Here is an 18,584-nt window from a genome sequence, read left to right on the forward strand (position 1 = left end):
TGGCTGAAGTCGCGGGGGCGGGCCAGAATCAAGCTGTGAGCCGGACCATACGGACGGGCCCGGTTCGCGGCACGTGTGCGCGGGGTTCGTGTGCGTACGACGGTTCGTGCGGGCGGCTCGTGCTCGTGCGGCGCGCGCGTGCGTGCGGCGCGTGCGTTCGTGCGGTTCGTGCGGGACAGACGGGGGACGACGGGAGGCGGCAGCGTGAGGACAGCGACACTGGGACCCACCGAGCGCGTGGAGGCGCTCGCGGCCATGGCGGAGCGCGAACTGGACGTGCTGGTCGTCGGCGCGGGAGTCGTCGGCGCCGGAACGGCGCTCGACGCCGCCACGAGAGGGCTCTCCACCGGCATCGTCGAGGCCCGCGACTGGGCCTCCGGCACATCGAGCCGGTCCAGCAAGCTCATCCACGGCGGCCTGCGCTACCTGGAGATGCTGGACTTCGCCCTGGTCAGAGAGGCCCTCAAGGAGCGCGGACTGCTCCTCGAACGGCTCGCGCCCCACCTGGTGAAGCCGGTGCCCTTCCTCTATCCGCTCCAGCACAAGGGCTGGGAGCGGTTCTACGCCGGCTCCGGAGTCGCGCTGTACGACGCGATGTCACTCTCCTCGGGCCACGGCCGCGGCCTCCCCGTCCACCGGCACCTCTCCCGGCGCCACGCCCTGCGCGTCGCCCCCTGCCTCAAGAAGGACGCCCTGGTCGGCGCCCTCCAGTACTACGACGCCCAGATGGACGACGCCCGCTTCGTCACCACCCTCGTGCGCACCGCCGCCTCGTACGGCGCCAAAGCCGCCAGCAGGGCCCGCGTCATCGGCTTCCTGCGAGAGGGCGAGCGGGTCGTCGGCGCCCGCGTCCAGGACGTCGAGGCCGGCGTCGCGTACGAGATCAGGGCGAAGCAGATCGTCAACGCCACCGGGGTGTGGACCGACGACACCCAGGCCCTCATCGCGGAGCGCGGCCAGTTCCACGTCCGCGCCTCCAAGGGCATCCACCTCGTCGTCCCCAAGGACCGCATCCACTCCACCACCGGGCTGATCCTGCGCACCGAGAAGTCCGTGCTCTTCGTGATCCCCTGGGGACGCCACTGGATCGTCGGAACCACCGACACCGAATGGGACCTCGACAAGGCCCACCCGGCCGCGTCCAGCGCCGACATCGACTACCTCCTGGAGCACGTGAACACGGTGCTCGCCACCCCGCTCACCCGCGACGACGTCCAGGGCGTCTACGCGGGCCTGCGGCCCCTGCTCGCCGGCGAGTCGGACGCCACGAGCAAGCTCTCGCGCGAACACACCGTCGCCCACCCGGTCCCCGGCCTCGTCGTGGTGGCCGGTGGCAAGTACACGACGTACCGCGTCATGGCGAAGGACGCCGTCGACGAGGCGGTGCACGGCCTCGACCAGCGTGTCGCGCCCTGCGTCACCGAGGACACCCCGCTGCTCGGCGCCGAGGGCTACCGGGCCCTGTGGAACGCGCGGGCCAGGATCGCCGCGCGCACCGGCCTCCATGTCGTCCGGGTCGAGCATCTCCTCAACCGGTACGGCTCCCTGACGGAGGAGATCCTCGACCTCGTCCGTGCCGACCCCACACTCGGCGAACCGCTCGCGGGGGCCGACGACTACCTGCGCGCCGAGATCGTCTACGCCGCCTCGCACGAGGGGGCCCGCCACCTCGACGACGTGCTCACCCGGCGGACCAGGATCTCCATCGAGACCTTCGACCGGGGCACGCTCAGCGCCCGGGAGTGCGCCGAACTCATGGCGCCGGTCCTCGGCTGGGACGACCGTCAGATCGCCAAGGAGGTCGAGCACTACGAGAAGCGCGTCGAGGCGGAACGCGAGTCGCAGCGGCAGCCCGACGACCTGACCGCGGACGCCGCGCGGCTCGGCGCGCCGGACATCGTGCCGATCTGACAGGACGTCCGGGTCTCCCGCGTCCGGTGGGGAACCTGGGGGGCGTGTGGGGGCGTCGTCATCCCGGAGTACGGACCCGGGGGCGCCGCCCGTCCTGAGGTGAGGGACAATGGCCTCTCTTCCAGGGCGGGTTACCGCATCGCGCGGGAAGCGGCAGACGCGGCGAAGATCAGGGATCGCAGAGGGGACGCATGTCGGAGGCGGAGCAGTCGCGGGACACGGCGAAGGACCCTAGGCAGGACGCCGCCCCGGGGGCCGCGATCGACGGCGACCGAGGAGTGGTCCCCGCCGCGCGTGAGTCGGAGTCGGGCGTGAAGGACGCGCAGGTCAGGCAGGGTGCGGGGGCCGTCGGGGCCACGGGCGGCGCCGACGACGCGCGGGACGCGCGCGGCCCGGCGGACGCCGGTGACACGGCTGCCCCCCGGGACTCGGACCCCAGGGATCCGGCCCCCCGGGACCCGGGATCTCAGGGCCCGGGCGTGCCGGGCTCCGGCGTACGGGGTTCGGACGTACCGGACGTGAGGGACGTTCAGGACGCCGCCGCCGCGGCCGGTCGGCTGCGCGGGACCGAGCCCTCGACCGGACGGGCCGGTTTCGGCGCGGGCGACGGCGACGGCGAGAGCGGCCGCCGCACGTCGGCCGGTGCCGCGCGCGGCACCGGCGGCGACCGGATGCGCAAGGCCCCGGCCGGCGAGGGGCGTCTGCTCGCGGGCCGCTACCGGCTCGGCGCGGTCCTGGGCCGCGGCGGCATGGGCACCGTGTGGCGCGCGGTCGACGAGACCCTCGGCCGCACCGTGGCCGTCAAGGAACTCCGCTTCCCCACCAGCATCGACGAGGACGAGAAGCGACGCCTCATCACCCGGACCCTGCGCGAGGCGAAGGCCATCGCCAGGATCCGCAACAACGGCGCCGTGACCGTGTACGACGTCGTCGACGAGGACGACCGCCCCTGGATCGTCATGGAGCTCATCGAGGGCAAGTCCCTCGCGGACGCCGTGCGCGAGGACGGCACGCTCACGCCCCGGCGGGCCGCCGAGGTCGGCCTCGCCATCCTCGACGTGCTGCGTTCGGCGCACCGCGAGGGCATTCTGCACCGCGACGTGAAGCCGTCCAACGTGCTGATCGCCGAGGACGGGCGGGTCGTCCTCACCGACTTCGGCATCGCCCAGGTGGAGGGCGACCCCTCGATCACCTCCACCGGCATGCTCGTCGGCGCCCCTTCCTACATCTCCCCGGAGCGGGCCCGCGGCCACAAGCCCGGTCCCGCCGCCGACATGTGGTCGCTCGGCGGCCTCATCTACGCGGCGGTCGAGGGCAGCCCGCCGTACGACAAGGGCTCCGCCATCGCCACCCTCACCGCGGTGATGACCGAGCCGGTCGACCCGCCGAAGAACGCCGGACCCGAGCTCGAGCAGGTCATCTACGGCCTCCTCGCCAAGGACCCGGCCCAGCGGCTCGACGACGCCCGCGCCCGGGTCCTGCTGCGGGCCGTGCTCGACGCGCCGGAGACGGCGCCGGAGGCCTCGCCCGAGGTCACCAGGGTCGTACCGCTGCCGCCGCGCCCCGAACAGGCCGCGCCGGTGGTGCCGCCGCCCGTCCGGGACAAGGGGCCCGACGCGTCCGCCGACCGGGTGCGGGGCGCCCTGAAGTCCGTACGCAACGCGGCGGCCTCCGTGAAGGCCGAGCCGCGGACGAGTCCGAGGACGACTCCGAGGTCCGGCACAGGTGCCGCCGGCGTCGGTGCGCGGACGAGTGCCGGCTCCGCGCCGAAGCGTGCGCCGCTGACCGATGTCGTACCGCGCCGCACGATGGTGATCATCGCCGCCGTCGCCGTGCTCGCCCTGCTCGGGACGATCTTCGCGGTCTCCCTCAGCGGTGGCGGCGACGAGGGCAACCAGGGCAAGGAGACCGGCGGCACCACGGCCTCGGCCGGCGCCTCCGCGGGCGGCGACGGTTCCGCGGGCTCCGAGGGTTCCGGCGGCGACAAGGGGCAGACGGGCGGCCCCGGCCAGCAGGGCGGCGCGCAGCCCGGTGACACCGGCTCCACCGGGTCGACGGGCGCCAACGGCACGACGGGCTCCACCGGAGGGTCGAACGGCACCGGCGTCACGCCGTCCGGCAAGCCGAGCGGTGGCACGGGGACGCAACTGCCCGCGGGCTACACCCTCGTCACCAACGAGCGCTTCCACTTCTCCATGGCGATGCCCTCGACGTTCCGGGTGCGCTCGATACCGGGATACAGCGGCGGCGGGATATTCAGCGAGAGCGGCGGCTTCCCGCGCGTCCAGGTCGACTTCAACGCCAGCCCGAAGGACGACGCGGCGGCTGCCTGGGAGCTGGGCAAGATCGGCGTGGCCGCCACCAGCAAGGACTACCGGCACTTCGGCATCAGGACGGTCTCGTACAAGGGCTATCCGACCGTCGCGGACTGGGAGTTCGAGCGGATCCAGCAGGGCATGCGCGTCCACGTCCTCAACCGCGGCTTCAAGGTGGACGCCAAGCACGGCTACTCCATCATGATCAGCTGCAAGGCGGAGGAGTGGAACGGCGCGGAGTGCCGGACGCTGCGGCAGACGGCGTTCGCCACGTTCAGCCCCAAGGACTGACCCGTGCCACGTATCGTGAGAGTTCGAGGACCGTACGAGGCCGAACAGAGCCGTTGACTGCACGGTGCCGGACCGGAATTGACGGACTCGCGTGATCCCGCCCCGTTTCAGGGGATCCGCGGGTCCACGGGGACAGCGTGCGCGCGTGGGGAGGCGTCGTGGACGACTACGCGGGAAGGGTGCTCGCGGACCGCTACCGCCTGCCGCTGCCGCCGGCTGACGCGGACGTGCACGGGGACGCGCACGACCCGGCCGGGACGCGCGCCTTCGACACGTACAGCGGTCAGGAGGTCCTGGTCCGCCAGGTGCCGCTGCCGGAGTTCGTCGACGCCGAGGTGCTCGACGACGAGGCCGGCGATGCCGGCCCCTACGGAGGCGCGGGGCGGGCCACCCGCCGGCCGGCCGAGCCCGTCGTCCGCCGGGCGATCGAGGCGGCCCAGGCCGCCGCGCAGATCCCCGACCATCCCCTCCTCGACCAGGTCTTCGACGTCTTCGCGGAGGCCGGTTCGCTCTGGATAGTGAGCGAACGCGTGGCGGCCAGGCCGCTGGCCGCGTTCCTCGCCGAGCGCCCGCTCAACCCGTACCGGGCGGCCGAGATCGGCGCCGACGTCCTCACCGCCCTGCGTGCGCTCCACGCCCACGGGTGGGTGCACCGGAACATCACCTCCAGGACCGTGCTCGTCTGCGACGACGGCCGGGTGGTCCTTTCGGGTCTCGCGGTGGGCGCCGCGGAGGAGGCCCTCTGCGGGTACGCACCGGTACCGGATCAGGAGCAGGACGGGCCCGACGCCGCGCCCGTGCCCGTGTGGCCCACGCCGGAGGGGTACGGCTCCGAGGAGTACGGCAGCGAGGAGTACGGCAGCGAGGAGTACGGCAGCGAGGAGTACGGCTCCGATCTGTACGAGGCGGAGGTCTACGAGGAGGCGGACGGGCAGTTCGCGGGCCCGGGCGAGTACCTGGCCGAGGAGACGGACCACGGCCAGTACGCCGAGCCGTACGACTCCGGCAACTCCGACGACTCCGGCGACCCCGACAACTCCGACGACTCCGACGACCCCGACGACACCGACGACTCCGGCGACTCCGGCCCGGACGACACGCACTCTCCCTACGGGGCCTCGTCCGGCCCGTACGGTGCCGACCCCTACGGTCGTACGGCGGCCCCGCCCGCCGCCGGGACGGCGCACCCCGCCGTGCCGCCCGCCGCCGATGTCCGGGCCGCGCGGGCCGGGGCCATCGCCGCCTACCGGGCCGGTGCGCGCGCCGCCGCCCGGCTCGGTGAGACGGGGGCGCTCCCCGTCCAGCGCCCCGCGCCGGTGGACCCGCCCGAGCCGCCCCCGGTGCCGACCGGGCAGGCGGCCGGCGCCCCCGAGCCGCAGTGGTGGGCGCGGGTGGCGGACGACGAAGAGGACGACGAGGACGACGGCGACGAGCCCTACGGTGAAGGACCGCAGAGCGGCCCGCCGCCGCGCGTGATGCTGGCCGGCAGCTGGAGCGACGGCCCGCACGCCTCGCGGGACGCGTCCGGCCCGATCCCGGCCGGTGGAGGTTCGGGCCCCGGCCGTGGTCCCGTGCTGCCCGGTTCTGGCCGTCCGGCCCTGCCCGCCGGGTACACGGCGGCGACCCCGCCCCCCGCGCACCTCCCGGCCCCCGCCGGTGCCCGGGAGGAGGGACGGGTCGCCATCCCCGCCCAGGCGGACCGGGGCCCGACCACGCGTCTCGCCGCCGAGCGGGCCCGGCAGACCCGGATCGCCGTCGTGGGCGCTGTCACCGAGCGCTGGGCACCCGAACAGGCAGGCCCCGTCCACGAGAACTGGCGCCTTGCCCCGCCCATCGGCCCCGCCACCGACCTGTGGGCGCTCGGCGCGCTCCTCTACCGGGCCGTTCAGGGGCACGCCCCCTACCCGGAGGACAGCGCCGCCGAGCTGGTCCAGCTGGTGTGCGCCGAGCCGCCCGCCTTCGCCGAGGAGTGCGGGCCCCTCCGGCCCGTCGTGGAGTCCCTGCTGCGCCAGGACCCCACCGAGCGCCCCGACTTCGAGGAGCTGCGCGGCTGGCTGCGTTCCCTCGTGCGCTCCGCTCCGGAACCGGAGGCCGGTGCCGGGGCCGTACCGCCTCCGTCGTTCGACGAGACGCGGCTGCCGATCGTGCGCCGAAGAGGCGAGCTGGTACGCCGCCGGCGCGGGGGAGCGGGCGCCGGGCGCCACCGCCACAAGCGCGGCAAGGACCCGCGCTCCTCGGCCCGCCGCCAGGACGTCCGTCCGGACGAGCGGGCGCCCGAGCCCGTACGGGCCGACGAGCGGCACGAGTTCGAGCAGTTCCACGAGGAGATCCCGCAGCGCGCGAGCAGATCCCCCCGCGCCCCTCGTCCCTCGTCCTCGCGGGCTCCCGGGTCCCCGCGCGCCCTCGGCCGTACGCTCCTGGTCCTCGTCTTCCTCCTGCTCGGCGGGGCCGTCGCGTACGCCGTCCTCTTCATGCCCGGCGGGGAGGAGACGCCCGGCGCGTCCCCCTCGCGGACAGGCACCCCCACCGCCGGTCAGGCTCCGCGTACCACCGCACCCCCGTCCGCGCCCACGAGCCGTCCGTCCGCGACGACGGCGCCGCCCGCCACGCCGCGCACCACCCCGCCCGCCGCGGATCCGTCGGCGCCCGCGCTCGCCGCCGGGTACGCGCTGCGCCAGGACCCGGAAGGGTTCCGGATCGGCGTGCCGGACGGATGGCGGCGCAGCCCCATCAACGACGCCGGGCAAGTGCGCTACACGGCCGGCGACTTCACGATGATCGTCGTACCCGGTCGTGACAGCGTCCGGGACCACGGCTCCGACCCGCTGGAGTACCAGAACGCCAAGGAGCGCGAGCTGGAGCCCTGGCGGTCGTCGAGCTGGGCGGACGTGGACGAGGTGCGCCGGGTCGACATCGGCAGGACGGCGACGGCCACGGGCAGTTACTGGTGGCTGGACAGCACGGGGCGCCAGGTGTTCGTCCGCAATCTCGCCCTGATCGACAGCGGGCGCTACCACGTCGTCCAGGTCATCGGCCCGAACGGCGAGCGGGACAAGATCCGCGAGATCTTCGACGAGGCGACGAAGGGCTTCCGCCCGGGGCGCTGACCACGGTGGAACGAGGGCCGGGCCGCGACGCGACGAGGGCCGGGCGGCGACGGAACCGGAGCTGGGCCGCGGCGGAGGGCGGGAAACGCCATCGGCCCCCGGTCACAGTGCTGTTCCTATGACCGACCCGAGGTTCCGCCGCCCCCGCACCCCTCCGTAATCTGGCATCCGAAGGAACAGGCGGGGGCACGTGGAACATTCTCAGGGCACAGGAGCGGGGCTGTTGCTCGCCGGTCGGTACCGGCTGGGCGAGTCCATCGGACGCGGCGGCATGGGCAAGGTCTGGCGCGCGCACGACGAGGTGTTGCACCGCGTGGTGGCGGTCAAGGAGTTGACGGCGGGCCGGTTCGTGGCCGAGGCCGACCGGCTGGTGCTGCACGCCCGTACGCAGAAGGAGGCGCGGGCCGCCGCCCGGATCACCCACCCGGGGGTCGTGACGGTCCACGACGTCCTCGAGCACGACGACCGGCCGTGGATCGTGATGCAGTACGTCGACGGGCCCTCGCTCGCCGACGCCGCCAAGGAGGCGGGCACGATCGAGCCCCGCGAGGCCGCCAGGATCGGGCTGCACGTCCTCGGCGCGCTGCGCGCCGCGCACGCGGCCGGAGTGCTGCACCGGGACGTCAAGCCGGGCAACGTCCTTCTCGCGCGCGACGGGCGCGTCCTCATCACCGACTTCGGGATCGCGGCGATCGAGGGGGACTCGACGATCACCCGGACCGGTGAACTCGTCGGCTCCATCGACTATCTCGCGCCCGAGCGGGTGCAGGGCGGCGACCCGGGTCCCGCCTCCGACCTCTGGTCCCTCGGCGCCACCCTGTACACGGCGGTGGAGGGCACCTCGCCGTTCCGCCGCACCTCCCCGATCAGCACCATGCAGGCCGTGGTGACGGAGGAGCCGCCGCACCCGCGGAAGGCGGGGGCGCTGGCCCCCGTCATCGTGGCCCTGCTGCGCAAGGACCCGGAGCACCGTCCGCGCGCCGAGGAGGCCGAGCGGATGCTGCTCGACGCGATGGAGGGGCGTACGCCGGACGCGGCGCAGGCGTACGTGCCGACGCAGCGGGTGGTCAGGGAGGAACTGGACCCGGCGGGGGACGGACCGGTCTCCCCCTTCGGTCCCGCCCTGGCCGACCCGGGCTCCGAGGCCGGTTCCACCCGCCCGCAGCCGCCCGTCGCTCCCGCCCCCTCTCCGCCCACCCTGGCGCCGTCCTCCCCGGCGCCCGGCCGGGGCCGTTGGCGTACGGTCGTCCTCGCGGCCCTGCTCGCAGGACTCGTCGCGGGCGGCGCCGTCTTCACCGCCATGCACTACGCGGGCGGTGACCGGAAGGGCGGGGGCGGACCGACCACCGTCGCCAGTCCCGTTCCTTCCGCCAAGGCCACCGCGAACGACGTGCCCGCCGGCTGGCACCGCGTCGAGGACCCGGCGGGCTTCAGCCTCGTCGTGCCGGACGGCTGGAAGCGGCAGACGGAGGGGGACCAGATCGACTACACCCCGGACAACGGCCGCCACCGCATCCGGATCAGCATCGACGACAGCCCCGACTTCGAGAACCCGTACGCGCACGCCCTCGACCTGGAGCGCACGCTCGCGAAGCGGATGGACTACGTCCGGGTCAAGCTCGGCCAGGTCACCTACCGCGACCAGGTCCGCTCCTGCCAGTGGGAGTTCACCTGGACCGAGAAGAAGGACTTCCCCGGGCCCCGGCACGCGATCGACCTCATGTACTACGAGGACGACGGCACCGAGTACGCCATCTACATGTCCGCGCCCGAGTCGAGCTGGGCGACCACCCGCGAACAGTTCGACGTCGTCCTCCGGCACTGGCGGGCGCCGGGCGAGTGAAACCGGGGAGGTCGGCTGAAGACCGCGAGAAGGGCCGGAGTCCACGAGGGCGAGTGAAACCCGCGAGGGCGACCGGAGTCCGCGAGGGCGAGTGGAACCCGCGAGGGCGACCGGAGTCCGCGAGGGCGACCGGGCACCCGCGAAAATCTCCGACGAGGGACTCCCGTCGGCCGTAAGCCCCTGATCAGGGCTTATGTGCCAGTGATCGCTGGCGCGATGTGCGCACCCGGTGAAAACGCGTTACCGACGGGTACCCAAAGGGCGGAACGCCGCCTACGCTCGCCCTCATGACGGACTCGCAGGCCCCCGCCGCCCCCTCGGTTCCCGACGCCCCCGCCGCGAAGGCAGGAGCCGCCGCCCCCGCCGCGGCCACGAACCCGGTCGCGCCCGTGCCCGCCGGCGTGCGCACCGCCGCCGACGTCGTGACGCCCGAGGTGGTCGCCCGGCTCGTCAGGGGCGTCGTCGGTTCCGGCCGGACCGCCAACCACACCCCCTTCACCGGGGACAAGCTGGCGGACCTGCCCGAGTCCACGCCCGAGGACGTCGCCGAGGCCTTCACGCGCGCGCGAGCCGCCCAGGCCCTCTGGGCCGCCACCCCGGTCAAGACCCGCGCCGCCGTCCTCCTCCGCTTCCACGACCTCGTCCTCCAGCGCCAGTCCGAGGTCCTCGACCTCATCCAGCTGGAGACCGGCAAGGCGCGCCTGCACGCCCACGAGGAGGTGCAGGCGGTGGCCGTCGCCGCCCGCCACTACGGCCGCAAGGCCGGCTCCTACCTGCGCCCCCGCCACCACACCGGCGTCGTGCCGACCCTCACCAAGGTCACCGAGCTGCGCCAGCCCCGCGGGGTCGTCGGCCAGATCGCCCCCTGGAACTACCCGCTCGAACTCTCCGTCGGCGACGCGCTCCCCGCCTTCGTCTCGGGCAACGCCGTCGTCATGAAGCCCGACACGGAGACCGCCCTCACCGCGCTGTGGGCCCGTGACCTGCTCATCGAGGCCGGTCTCCCCGCCGAGGTCTTCCAGGTCGTCCTCGGCGAGGGCCCGGTCGTCGGCCCCGAGGTCGTCAAGCACGCCGACTACGTCTCCTTCACCGGCTCCACCCGCACGGGCCGCGAGGTCGCCCAGGGCGCCGCCGCCCGGCTCGTCGGCGTCTCCCTCGAACTCGGCGGCAAGAACGCGATGCTCGTCCTCAAGGACGCCGACATCGAGAAGGCCGCCGCCGGAGCCGTCCGCGCCTGCTTCTCCTCCGCCGGACAGCTCTGCATCTCCATCGAGCGCCTGTACGTGCACGAGTCGGTCGCCGACGACTTCGTCGCCCGCTTCGCCGCCCGCACGAAGGCGATGCGGCTCGGCAGCTCCCTCGCGTACGGCGCGGACATGGGCTCCCTCGTCGGCGAGCGGCAGCTGGAGACCGTCACGAAGCACGTCGAGGAGGCCGTCGCCAAGGGCGCCACGCTCGTCGCGGGCGGCGTCGCGCGCCCCGACATCGGCCCCCTCTTCTACGAGCCGACCATCCTCGACGGCGTCGAGGCCCCGATGGCGGTCTGCTCGGAGGAGACCTTCGGCCCGGTCGTCTCGATCTACCGCTTCACCGACGAGGACGAGGTCGTCGCCCTCGCCAACGCCACCCCGTACGGACTGAACTCGTCCGTCTGGACGAAGGACTCGCGCCGCGGCCACGCCGTCGCCGCCCGCCTGCGCACCGGCACCGTCAACATCAACGAGGGGTACGCCCCCGCCTACGGCAGCGTGCAGTCCCCGATGGGCGGCATGAAGGACTCCGGGCTCGGCCGCCGCCACGGCTCGGAGGGCATCCTCAAGTACACCGAGGCCCAGACCGTCGCCCAGCAGCGGCTGATGCCCCTCGCGCCCTCCTTCGGGATGGACGACGAGAGGTACGCCGCGTTCATGAGCGTGTCCCTGAAGGCGATGAAGGCCCTCCGCCTGCGCTGACGCCCTTCCTTTTCACCCCTTTTCGTACGAGGAGAGCCATGACCGTGGTACCCCCTGCCCAGAATCAGGACGAGGACAGTGCGTACGACTACGACGTCCTCGTCGTCGGCTCCGGCTTCGGCGGTTCGGTCACCGCCCTCCGTCTCACCGAGAAGGGCTACCGGGTCGGCGTCCTGGAGGCTGGGCGCCGCTTCACCCGCGCGAGCCTGCCGAAGAACTCCTGGGACGTGAAGAACTTCCTGTGGGCCCCGGCGCTCGGTCTCTACGGCATCCAGCGCATCCACCTGCTCGGCAACGTCATGGTGCTCGCGGGCGCCGGCGTCGGCGGCGGCTCCCTCAACTACGCCAACACCCTCTACGTACCGCCCAAGCCGTTCTTCGACGACCCGCAGTGGAAGGACATCACGGACTGGCAGGACGAGCTGCGGCCGTACTACGACCAGGCGCAGCGGATGCTCGGCGTCCGGCTCAACCCGACGACGACCCCCTCCGACGTGCACCTCAAGGCGGCCGCCCAGGCGATGGGCATCGGTGACACCTTCCACATGGCGCCGGTCGGCGTCTTCTTCGGTGACGGCCGCGACGCCGTCGGCGGGGACGGTACCGGTACGGCGAAGGCCAAGCCCGGCGCCGAGGTCGCCGACCCCTACTTCGGCGGCGCGGGCCCGGCCCGGCGCGCCTGCACCGAGTGCGGCGAGTGCATGACCGGCTGCCGTCACGGCGCCAAGAACACCCTCAACGAGAACTACCTCCACCTCGCCGAGAAGGCGGGCGCCACCGTCCATCCCATGACCACGGTCGTCACCGTCACCGAGGACTCGCGGGGCGGCTTCGCGGTGAAGACCCTGCCCACCGACCGGCGGAGGAAGGGGAACGGGCGGACGTTCACGGCCCGCCGTGTGGTGATCGCGGCCGGCACGTACGGCACCCAGACCCTGCTGCACCGGATGAAGGACACCGGACTGCTGCCCCGGATCTCGCGACGGCTCGGCGAACTCACCCGCACCAACTCCGAGGGCCTCGTCGGCGCGCAGACCACCGACCGCCGCTACCGCAGGAAGCACGGCAAGGAGAAGGCCGACTTCACCAAGGGCGTCGCCATCACCTCCTCCGTCCACCCCGACGCCAACACCCACATCGAGCCGGTGCGGTACGGCAGGGGCTCCAACTCCATGGGCAGCCTGACCGTCCTCCAGGTCCCCTACGGGGCCCACCGGGTACGCAACTGGTTCCTCAACCTGCTCAGGCACCCCGCGCTCGCCGCGCGCTCGCTCTCCAACTGGCACTGGTCGGAGCGGACCATCATCGGCTTGGTCATGCAGTCCCTCGACAACTCCCTCACGACCTACCGCAAGCCCGGCGGCCTCGGAAAGGGCCTGCTCACGGCCCGGCAGGGGCACGGGGCGCCGAACCCGGTCCAGATCCCCGAGGCCACCCGGGCCGCCACCCTCCTCGCCGAGGAGATCAACGGCTTCGCCGGCTCCAACATCGGCGAACTGATGGGCACCCCGCTCACCGCCCACTTCCTGGGCGGCTGCCCGATCGGCGCCGACGCCGAGTCCGGCGTCATCGACCCGTACCACCGGCTCTACGGGCACCCTGGGATCTCCGTCGTCGACGGGGCGGCCGTCTCCGCAAACCTCGGCGTCAACCCGTCCCTGACGATCACCGCGCAGGCCGAGCGGGCCATGTCCTTCTGGCCGAACAAGGGCGAGGAGGACACGCGACCGGGGCAGGGCGAGGCGTACGTACGGCTCGCCGCGGTTGAACCCAAGTCACCCGCGGTCCCGGCCGAGGCCTTCGGAGCCCTGCGGCTGCCGTTCCTGGGGATGCCGGCGGTCCCGCCGAAGAAGGCGTGACGCGGCGCGGGTGATCCCACGGCCGGAAGACGGCGGAAGGCCGAGGAAGCGGGAAGACGGCGGAAGGCCGGGGAAACGGAAAGGGCGCTGCACCCCCCTCCGAGTGCAGCGCCCTCACCAGCTTTGGTGATGCTGCATAGATGACCCGCGACCGGCCGGGATGGTTGTAGCGGTTGCACAGGATCTTTGTGTGACGCGCGTCACGTCCGTGGCGGGTGGGGACGGGCAAGGGCCCCGTGCCCGCGATTCCGGTCGCGGCGGCACGGGGCCCTTGGGGGTCGGCACCGGTGTCAGGGCAGCGGCGGTGCCGAGCGGGGCGGCGCCGGGGGATCGCGCCGCGTGGGGGAGGAGGGAACGGGGGACGGCGGGGGAATCGGGAGGGATCGGGAGAGATCGGCCGGTTGCGGCCGGCCCCGGGCGTCCCCGGGACCGACCGCCCTTTCTGCGTGACCGGACTGCTGTCCCCTGCTGTCCGGTCACAAAGCGCTGGTGCGAGGTCCCACGACGTACCTGAGGTACGCCACACGCCCCAGCGAAGCCACGCGTGGTTTCTTACGGGCCCGCCCCTGGCTGGCACGGACACCCGGACCAACGAAGCCGGGCCGGAGCCGGTCACGCGCCGTACGGGTGAGAGCGGGCCCGAACTCAGATGCGGTCACCCACTCACATGCGGGGCGCCCGGCAGGACGCGGGGAGCGCACGCGCGGGAGCCCGGGAGCGCTCCCCGCGTCCGGCCCGGGCACTCAGATGCGCCCGCGGCACAGCTCCAGCATCGTCATGGCCAGGGCCGTGCCCGGCTTGCCCAGCGCGTCCCGGAAGTGGCCGAGGACCTCCATCTCGCGCGCCAGGTTCACCCGGCGGCCGCCGGAGGAGATCCGGGCCTCCTGGATGACGGCCGAGACGGCCATCCGTTCCTGGATGAGACCGATGATCCGGTCGTCGAGCGCGTCGATGCGCTCCCGGGCGTCACCGATCAGCGTCGCCGCCTCGTCGGTGCGGGCGCCGGTCTTCTCGGTCTGGGTCAGGGCGGTCATGGCTGGGCTCCTCGTGGTGTCGGATGCCCCGGAGCGACCCGGCCCGGAAAACGCAGAACGCCCCGGGCCTGTCGGCCCGGGGCGCCTGGGAAGTCGCTTGTCAGTTGCTCAAGCAGCACGACCATGGCAGCCGGTGGGCCGGTTGCCATAGGTAAAGACGAAGGTCGTGTACTCGCGCATGCCGACAGTATGGACCCCGCGGACGAGCGCGGGCCAAACCGGGTTCGGATGGTGAGACGAAGAGCGTCGGCGGCGCGCCGGTAGAATCGACAAATAACCCCCCTCTCGGGGGACGCTCCCTACCGCCGGAAGGCCGCCGTAGTGTCATCAGCGACTCCCGCTGCCGCGCCCGACGTCTCCAACCCGGACGTAGTCCTCGTTGTCGACTTCGGGGCCCAGTACGCCCAGCTCATCGCCCGCCGCGTCCGTGAGGCCCGGGTCTACAGCGAGATCGTCCCGTCCACCATGCCGGTGGCCGAGATGCTGGCCAAGAACCCGAAGGCGATCATCCTCTCCGGCGGCCCGTCCTCCGTCTACGCGGAGAACGCCCCCCGTCTCGACCGCGCCCTCTTCGAGGCGGGCATCCCCGTCTTCGGTATGTGCTACGGCTTCCAGCTGATGGCGACGACCCTCGGCGGCACCGTCGACAACACCGGCGCCCGCGAGTACGGCCGGACCCCGCTGCACGTCTCCAAGGCCGGCTCCACCCTCTTCGAGGGCACGCCGGTCGAGCAGTCCGTGTGGATGTCGCACGGCGACGCCTGCTCCGCCGCCCCCGAGGGCTTCTCCGTCACCGCGTCCACGGACGTCGTGCCGGTCGCCGCCTTCGAGAACGACGAGAAGAAGCTGTACGGCGTCCAGTACCACCCCGAGGTGCTGCACTCCACGCACGGCCAGCAGATCCTGGAGCACTTCCTGTACCGCGGCGCCGGCATCGAGCCGAGCTGGACCACGGGCAACGTGATCGAGGAGCAGGTCGCGGCCATCCGCGCCCAGGTCGGTGACAAGCGCGCCATCTGCGGTCTCTCCGGCGGCGTCGACTCCGCCGTGGCCGCCGCGCTCGTGCAGAAGGCCATCGGCTCGCAGCTCACCTGCGTCTACGTCGACCACGGCCTCATGCGCAAGAACGAGACCGAGCAGGTCGAGAAGGACTTCGTGGCCGCCACCGGCGTCCAGCTGAAGGTCGTCGACGCGCAGGAGCGCTTCCTCGACGCCCTCGCCGGCGTCTCCGACCCGGAGACCAAGCGGAAGATCATCGGCCGCGAGTTCATCCGGGTCTTCGAGCAGGCGCAGGCCGAGATCGTCGCCGAGTCGGCGGGCACCGGCGAGGACGTCGCCTTCCTCGTCCAGGGCACGCTCTACCCGGACATCGTCGAGTCCGGCGGCGGTACCGGCACCGCCAACATCAAGTCCCACCACAACGTGGGCGGCCTCCCCGAGGACCTGGAGTTCGAGCTCGTCGAGCCGCTGCGCCAGCTCTTCAAGGACGAGGTCCGCATGGTCGGCCAGGAGCTCGGCCTGCCCGAGGAGATCGTCCAGCGCCAGCCGTTCCCCGGCCCCGGCCTCGGCATCCGCATCGTCGGTGAGGTCACCAAGGAGCGCCTGGACCTGCTGCGCGAGGCCGACGCCATCGCCCGCGAGGAGCTCACCGCGGCCGGCCTCGACCGCGAGATCTGGCAGTGCCCGGTCGTCCTGCTCGCCGACGTCCGCTCCGTGGGCGTCCAGGGCGACGGCCGCACCTACGGCCACCCCATCGTGCTGCGTCCCGTCTCCTCCGAGGACGCCATGACGGCCGACTGGTCGCGTCTGCCGTACGACGTGCTGGCCAGGATCTCCACCCGCATCACCAACGAGGTCGCCGACGTCAACCGCGTCGTCCTCGACGTCACCAGCAAGCCGCCGGGCACCATCGAGTGGGAGTAGTCGCTCCCGCAGGCGCGTGAGGCCGCCGTCCCGGGCAACCGGGGCGGCGGCTTCGTCGTGTCCGGGCTCTGGTGACTTCCCCGGCCGGGCGTTACCTTCCGGCGCATGAGCGTGATACCCGACCCCGTCCCCCTCGACCGGCTCCACTTCGCCATGCCGCCCGTCCACGCGACGGCGGAGGAGGAACGCGTCCACCGCAAACAGCGGCTCGCGGGCGCGCTCAGGCTCTTCGGACGGTTCGGCTACGAGGAGGGCGTCTCGGGCCACATCACCGCCCGCGACCCCGAGTACGCCGACTGCTTCTGGGTGAACCCCTTCGGCGCCCCGTTCGAGGAGGTGGCCGCGGGCGACCTCATCCTGGTCAACGGCGAAGGACAGGTCCTCCGGGGCGGCCGGCACGTCAACCAGGCCGCCTTCACCGTGCACGCCGCGGTCCACCGGGCAAGGCCCGACGCCATCGCCGTCGCCCACACCCACTCCCTCCACGGACGGGCCCTGGCCGCACTCGGCGAACTCCTCGACCCGATCACCCAGGAAGCCTGCGCCTTCTACCAGGACCACGCCCTCTACGACGCCTACACCGGAGTCACCGTCGACACCGAGGAGGCCCGCCGGATCGCCGTCGCCCTGGGCACGTTCAAAGCGATCGTGCTCCGCAACCACGGACTCCTCACCGTCGGCACCTCCGTCGACGCGGCGGCCTGGTGGTTCATCGCCCTGGAACGCTGCGCCCAGGTACAGCTGACCGCGCGGGCGGCGGGTAAACCGGTCCTGATCGACCACCGCGAGGCCGTCGCCACCCGCGAGCAGCTCGGCAGCGACCTCGTCGCCTGGATCAACTACCAGCCACTCTGGCGCAGGATCAGCCGAGCGGAGCCCGAACTCCTGTCGTAACACCATCGCTTCACCCTTCTGTACGTCAATGAGATGGCGCGGCAATCACTCCCCGGCGGGGCGCACGCGGCACGCGCGGGAGCCGCCAGTACGACACAATTCCGTGGAATCAACGGCCGGTTGACCCCAGGGCCGCACCGGTACGTGTCGTGTATGAGCTCGGGAAGAGAGCACCGTGGCGGTTCAAGAGGCGAGACAGTACGGCGAGCACGCGACGGCCTGCGCCGGCTGCGCCCACTGCGGACAGGCCGGCCACCGTCGCGCTGTCGCCGCCTTCCTCGCCCGGCGCGACGAACTCGCCGCGGGCCACGGCGTCCCCGCGGCCGTCGCCCACTCGCCGGTCGCCGCCCGCCAATGGGTCTCCGACGAGCTCGCCCAGTCCGCCCGCGCGGTCTCCGCCCACGGCCGGGAGGCCGGGGTGGCCTGGCTCGACCGGGTGCGGCGCGGCAGCCTCGGCGCCGTCTGGGGCACCGTCCCCGCCCTCCTCCTCGGCCAGGCCCTCACCGCCGTCGCGAGCGGCTGGACCGGTGCCCGCACGGCCGGACTCTGCACCGCTCTGGTCCTCGCCGTCCTCCTCAGCGTCGCCGCCCACGCCCACCGGTCCCGCGGCGGTCTCCTCGCCCCTCTGATCGGCGAGGACAACCGGCTCTCCACCACCCGCGCCGTCGTCGCCGCCTGGCTCCTGCTCCTCGGATACACCCTCCTCTTCCTGGCCTTCCTCGCACCGGGCGCGACCGCCTTCGGTCTGGCCCGCGGTGCCGGTCTGCTGACCGTCCTCGCCCTGGTGTCGGCCGTCACCGTGACCGCCCGTCTCGTCGTCACGGCGGGGATCGCGTCCCGCCGCCTCCAGAAGGTGCGCGCCGACCGTCCGCGTGCCGCCGATCTGCTCTGCGACGACAGCGGCCGGGCCTGCCTCGCCGACGTCCAGTACCTCCTCGTCTCCGGCTCCGTCCTTGCCCTGACCGCAGTCGGGCTCGCCCGCCACCCCGACGGGCTCCCCCAGGTGCCCTGGTCCCTCGTGCTCCTCCTCGGCGTCTCCGCGGCCTGGCATCTGGCGGCGAAGTTCACCGAGGGCGTCCGCCCCACGATCCACTCCGTGGTCCGGTCCCGTGAGGCGGGTGACCTCGACGCCCCGATCCGGACGGGCGACGACATCGAGATCCGAGGCTGCGGTTTCGTCCCGCCCGGCGCCGGCGCCCCCGACCCGCTGACCCGGCTGGTCGTCCGCATCGGCCCGGTCCACGCCCACGTGCCGCTGGTCCCGGTCCCGGGCGGTTTCGCCAATCCCACCGACGCGGCCCTGACCGTCCCCCTCCCGGCGGACGTGGAGCCGGGCCGGGTGGAGGTCTCGGTCGTGACGGCGGCCGGCGTCGAGACCAACCGGGTCACGATCGACGTCGTCGACTGAGCGTCAGGCCCCTTCGCGTGTCCCCGGAGCGGGGATGCGGGGAGAAT

10 protein-coding genes are annotated in these 18,584 nt (G+C 73.1%); 9 read left to right on the forward strand and 1 reads right to left on the reverse strand.

The features are described from left to right. The first annotated feature begins 204 nt into the window (after nucleotides 1-204). The 6 genes from ACIA8N_RS06070 (at nucleotide 205) to ACIA8N_RS06095 (ending at nucleotide 13,278) form a co-directional block, all read left to right on the forward strand. Nucleotides 205-1,911, forward strand: a complete 1,707-nt coding sequence (locus tag ACIA8N_RS06070; protein WP_365783300.1) for a glycerol-3-phosphate dehydrogenase/oxidase — start codon at nucleotides 205-207, stop codon at nucleotides 1,909-1,911. Between the two features lie 191 nt (nucleotides 1,912-2,102). Next, nucleotides 2,103-4,517: a protein kinase gene (locus ACIA8N_RS06075; protein WP_365783302.1), complete on the forward strand. Its 2,415-nt coding sequence runs from the start codon at nucleotides 2,103-2,105 to the stop codon at nucleotides 4,515-4,517. Nucleotides 4,518-4,675: 158 nt separating this feature from the next. Beyond that, entirely contained in the window at nucleotides 4,676-7,624 is a 2,949-nt protein-coding gene (locus ACIA8N_RS06080; protein WP_365783304.1) for a protein kinase, read from the forward strand. Nucleotides 7,625-7,814: 190 nt separating this feature from the next. After that, on the forward strand, nucleotides 7,815-9,467 hold the full coding sequence (locus ACIA8N_RS06085) for a serine/threonine-protein kinase (RefSeq protein ID WP_365783306.1): 1,653 nt from the start codon (nucleotides 7,815-7,817) through the stop codon (nucleotides 9,465-9,467). A 287-nt stretch (nucleotides 9,468-9,754) separates the two neighbouring features. Beyond that, nucleotides 9,755-11,419 (forward strand): succinic semialdehyde dehydrogenase, encoded by a 1,665-nt coding sequence (locus ACIA8N_RS06090; protein ID WP_365783308.1) that lies wholly within the window; start codon nucleotides 9,755-9,757, stop codon nucleotides 11,417-11,419. Between the two features lie 38 nt (nucleotides 11,420-11,457). Beyond that, nucleotides 11,458-13,278, forward strand: coding sequence for a GMC family oxidoreductase (locus ACIA8N_RS06095; protein WP_365783310.1), 1,821 nt, complete (start codon nucleotides 11,458-11,460; stop codon nucleotides 13,276-13,278). A 743-nt stretch (nucleotides 13,279-14,021) separates the two neighbouring features. Here ACIA8N_RS06095 and ACIA8N_RS06100 read toward each other — a convergent pair. Beyond that, nucleotides 14,022-14,312, reverse strand: coding sequence for a chorismate mutase (locus ACIA8N_RS06100; protein WP_030549151.1), 291 nt, complete (start codon nucleotides 14,310-14,312; stop codon nucleotides 14,022-14,024). A 321-nt stretch (nucleotides 14,313-14,633) separates the two neighbouring features. Between ACIA8N_RS06100 and guaA the strand changes: the two genes are divergently transcribed. The 3 genes from guaA to ACIA8N_RS06115 all read left to right on the forward strand — a co-directional run bounded on the left by guaA (nucleotide 14,634) and on the right by ACIA8N_RS06115 (nucleotide 18,537). Further along, entirely contained in the window at nucleotides 14,634-16,235 is a 1,602-nt protein-coding gene (gene guaA, locus ACIA8N_RS06105; RefSeq protein WP_365783312.1) for a glutamine-hydrolyzing GMP synthase, read from the forward strand. 105 nt (nucleotides 16,236-16,340) lie between these two features. Further along, a complete protein-coding gene (locus ACIA8N_RS06110) occupies nucleotides 16,341-17,129 on the forward strand; it encodes a class II aldolase/adducin family protein (protein ID WP_365783314.1) in 789 nt (262 codons plus the stop codon). 175 nt (nucleotides 17,130-17,304) lie between these two features. Then, complete coding sequence (locus ACIA8N_RS06115) at nucleotides 17,305-18,537, forward strand: hypothetical protein (protein ID WP_365783316.1); 1,233 nt, start codon at nucleotides 17,305-17,307, stop codon at nucleotides 18,535-18,537. The last annotated feature ends 47 nt before the right edge of the window (nucleotides 18,538-18,584 follow it).

The organism is Streptomyces sp. NPDC051822 (assembly GCF_044452745.1).
In the GTDB taxonomy this organism is placed as follows: Bacteria; Actinomycetota; Actinomycetes; order Streptomycetales; family Streptomycetaceae; genus Streptomyces.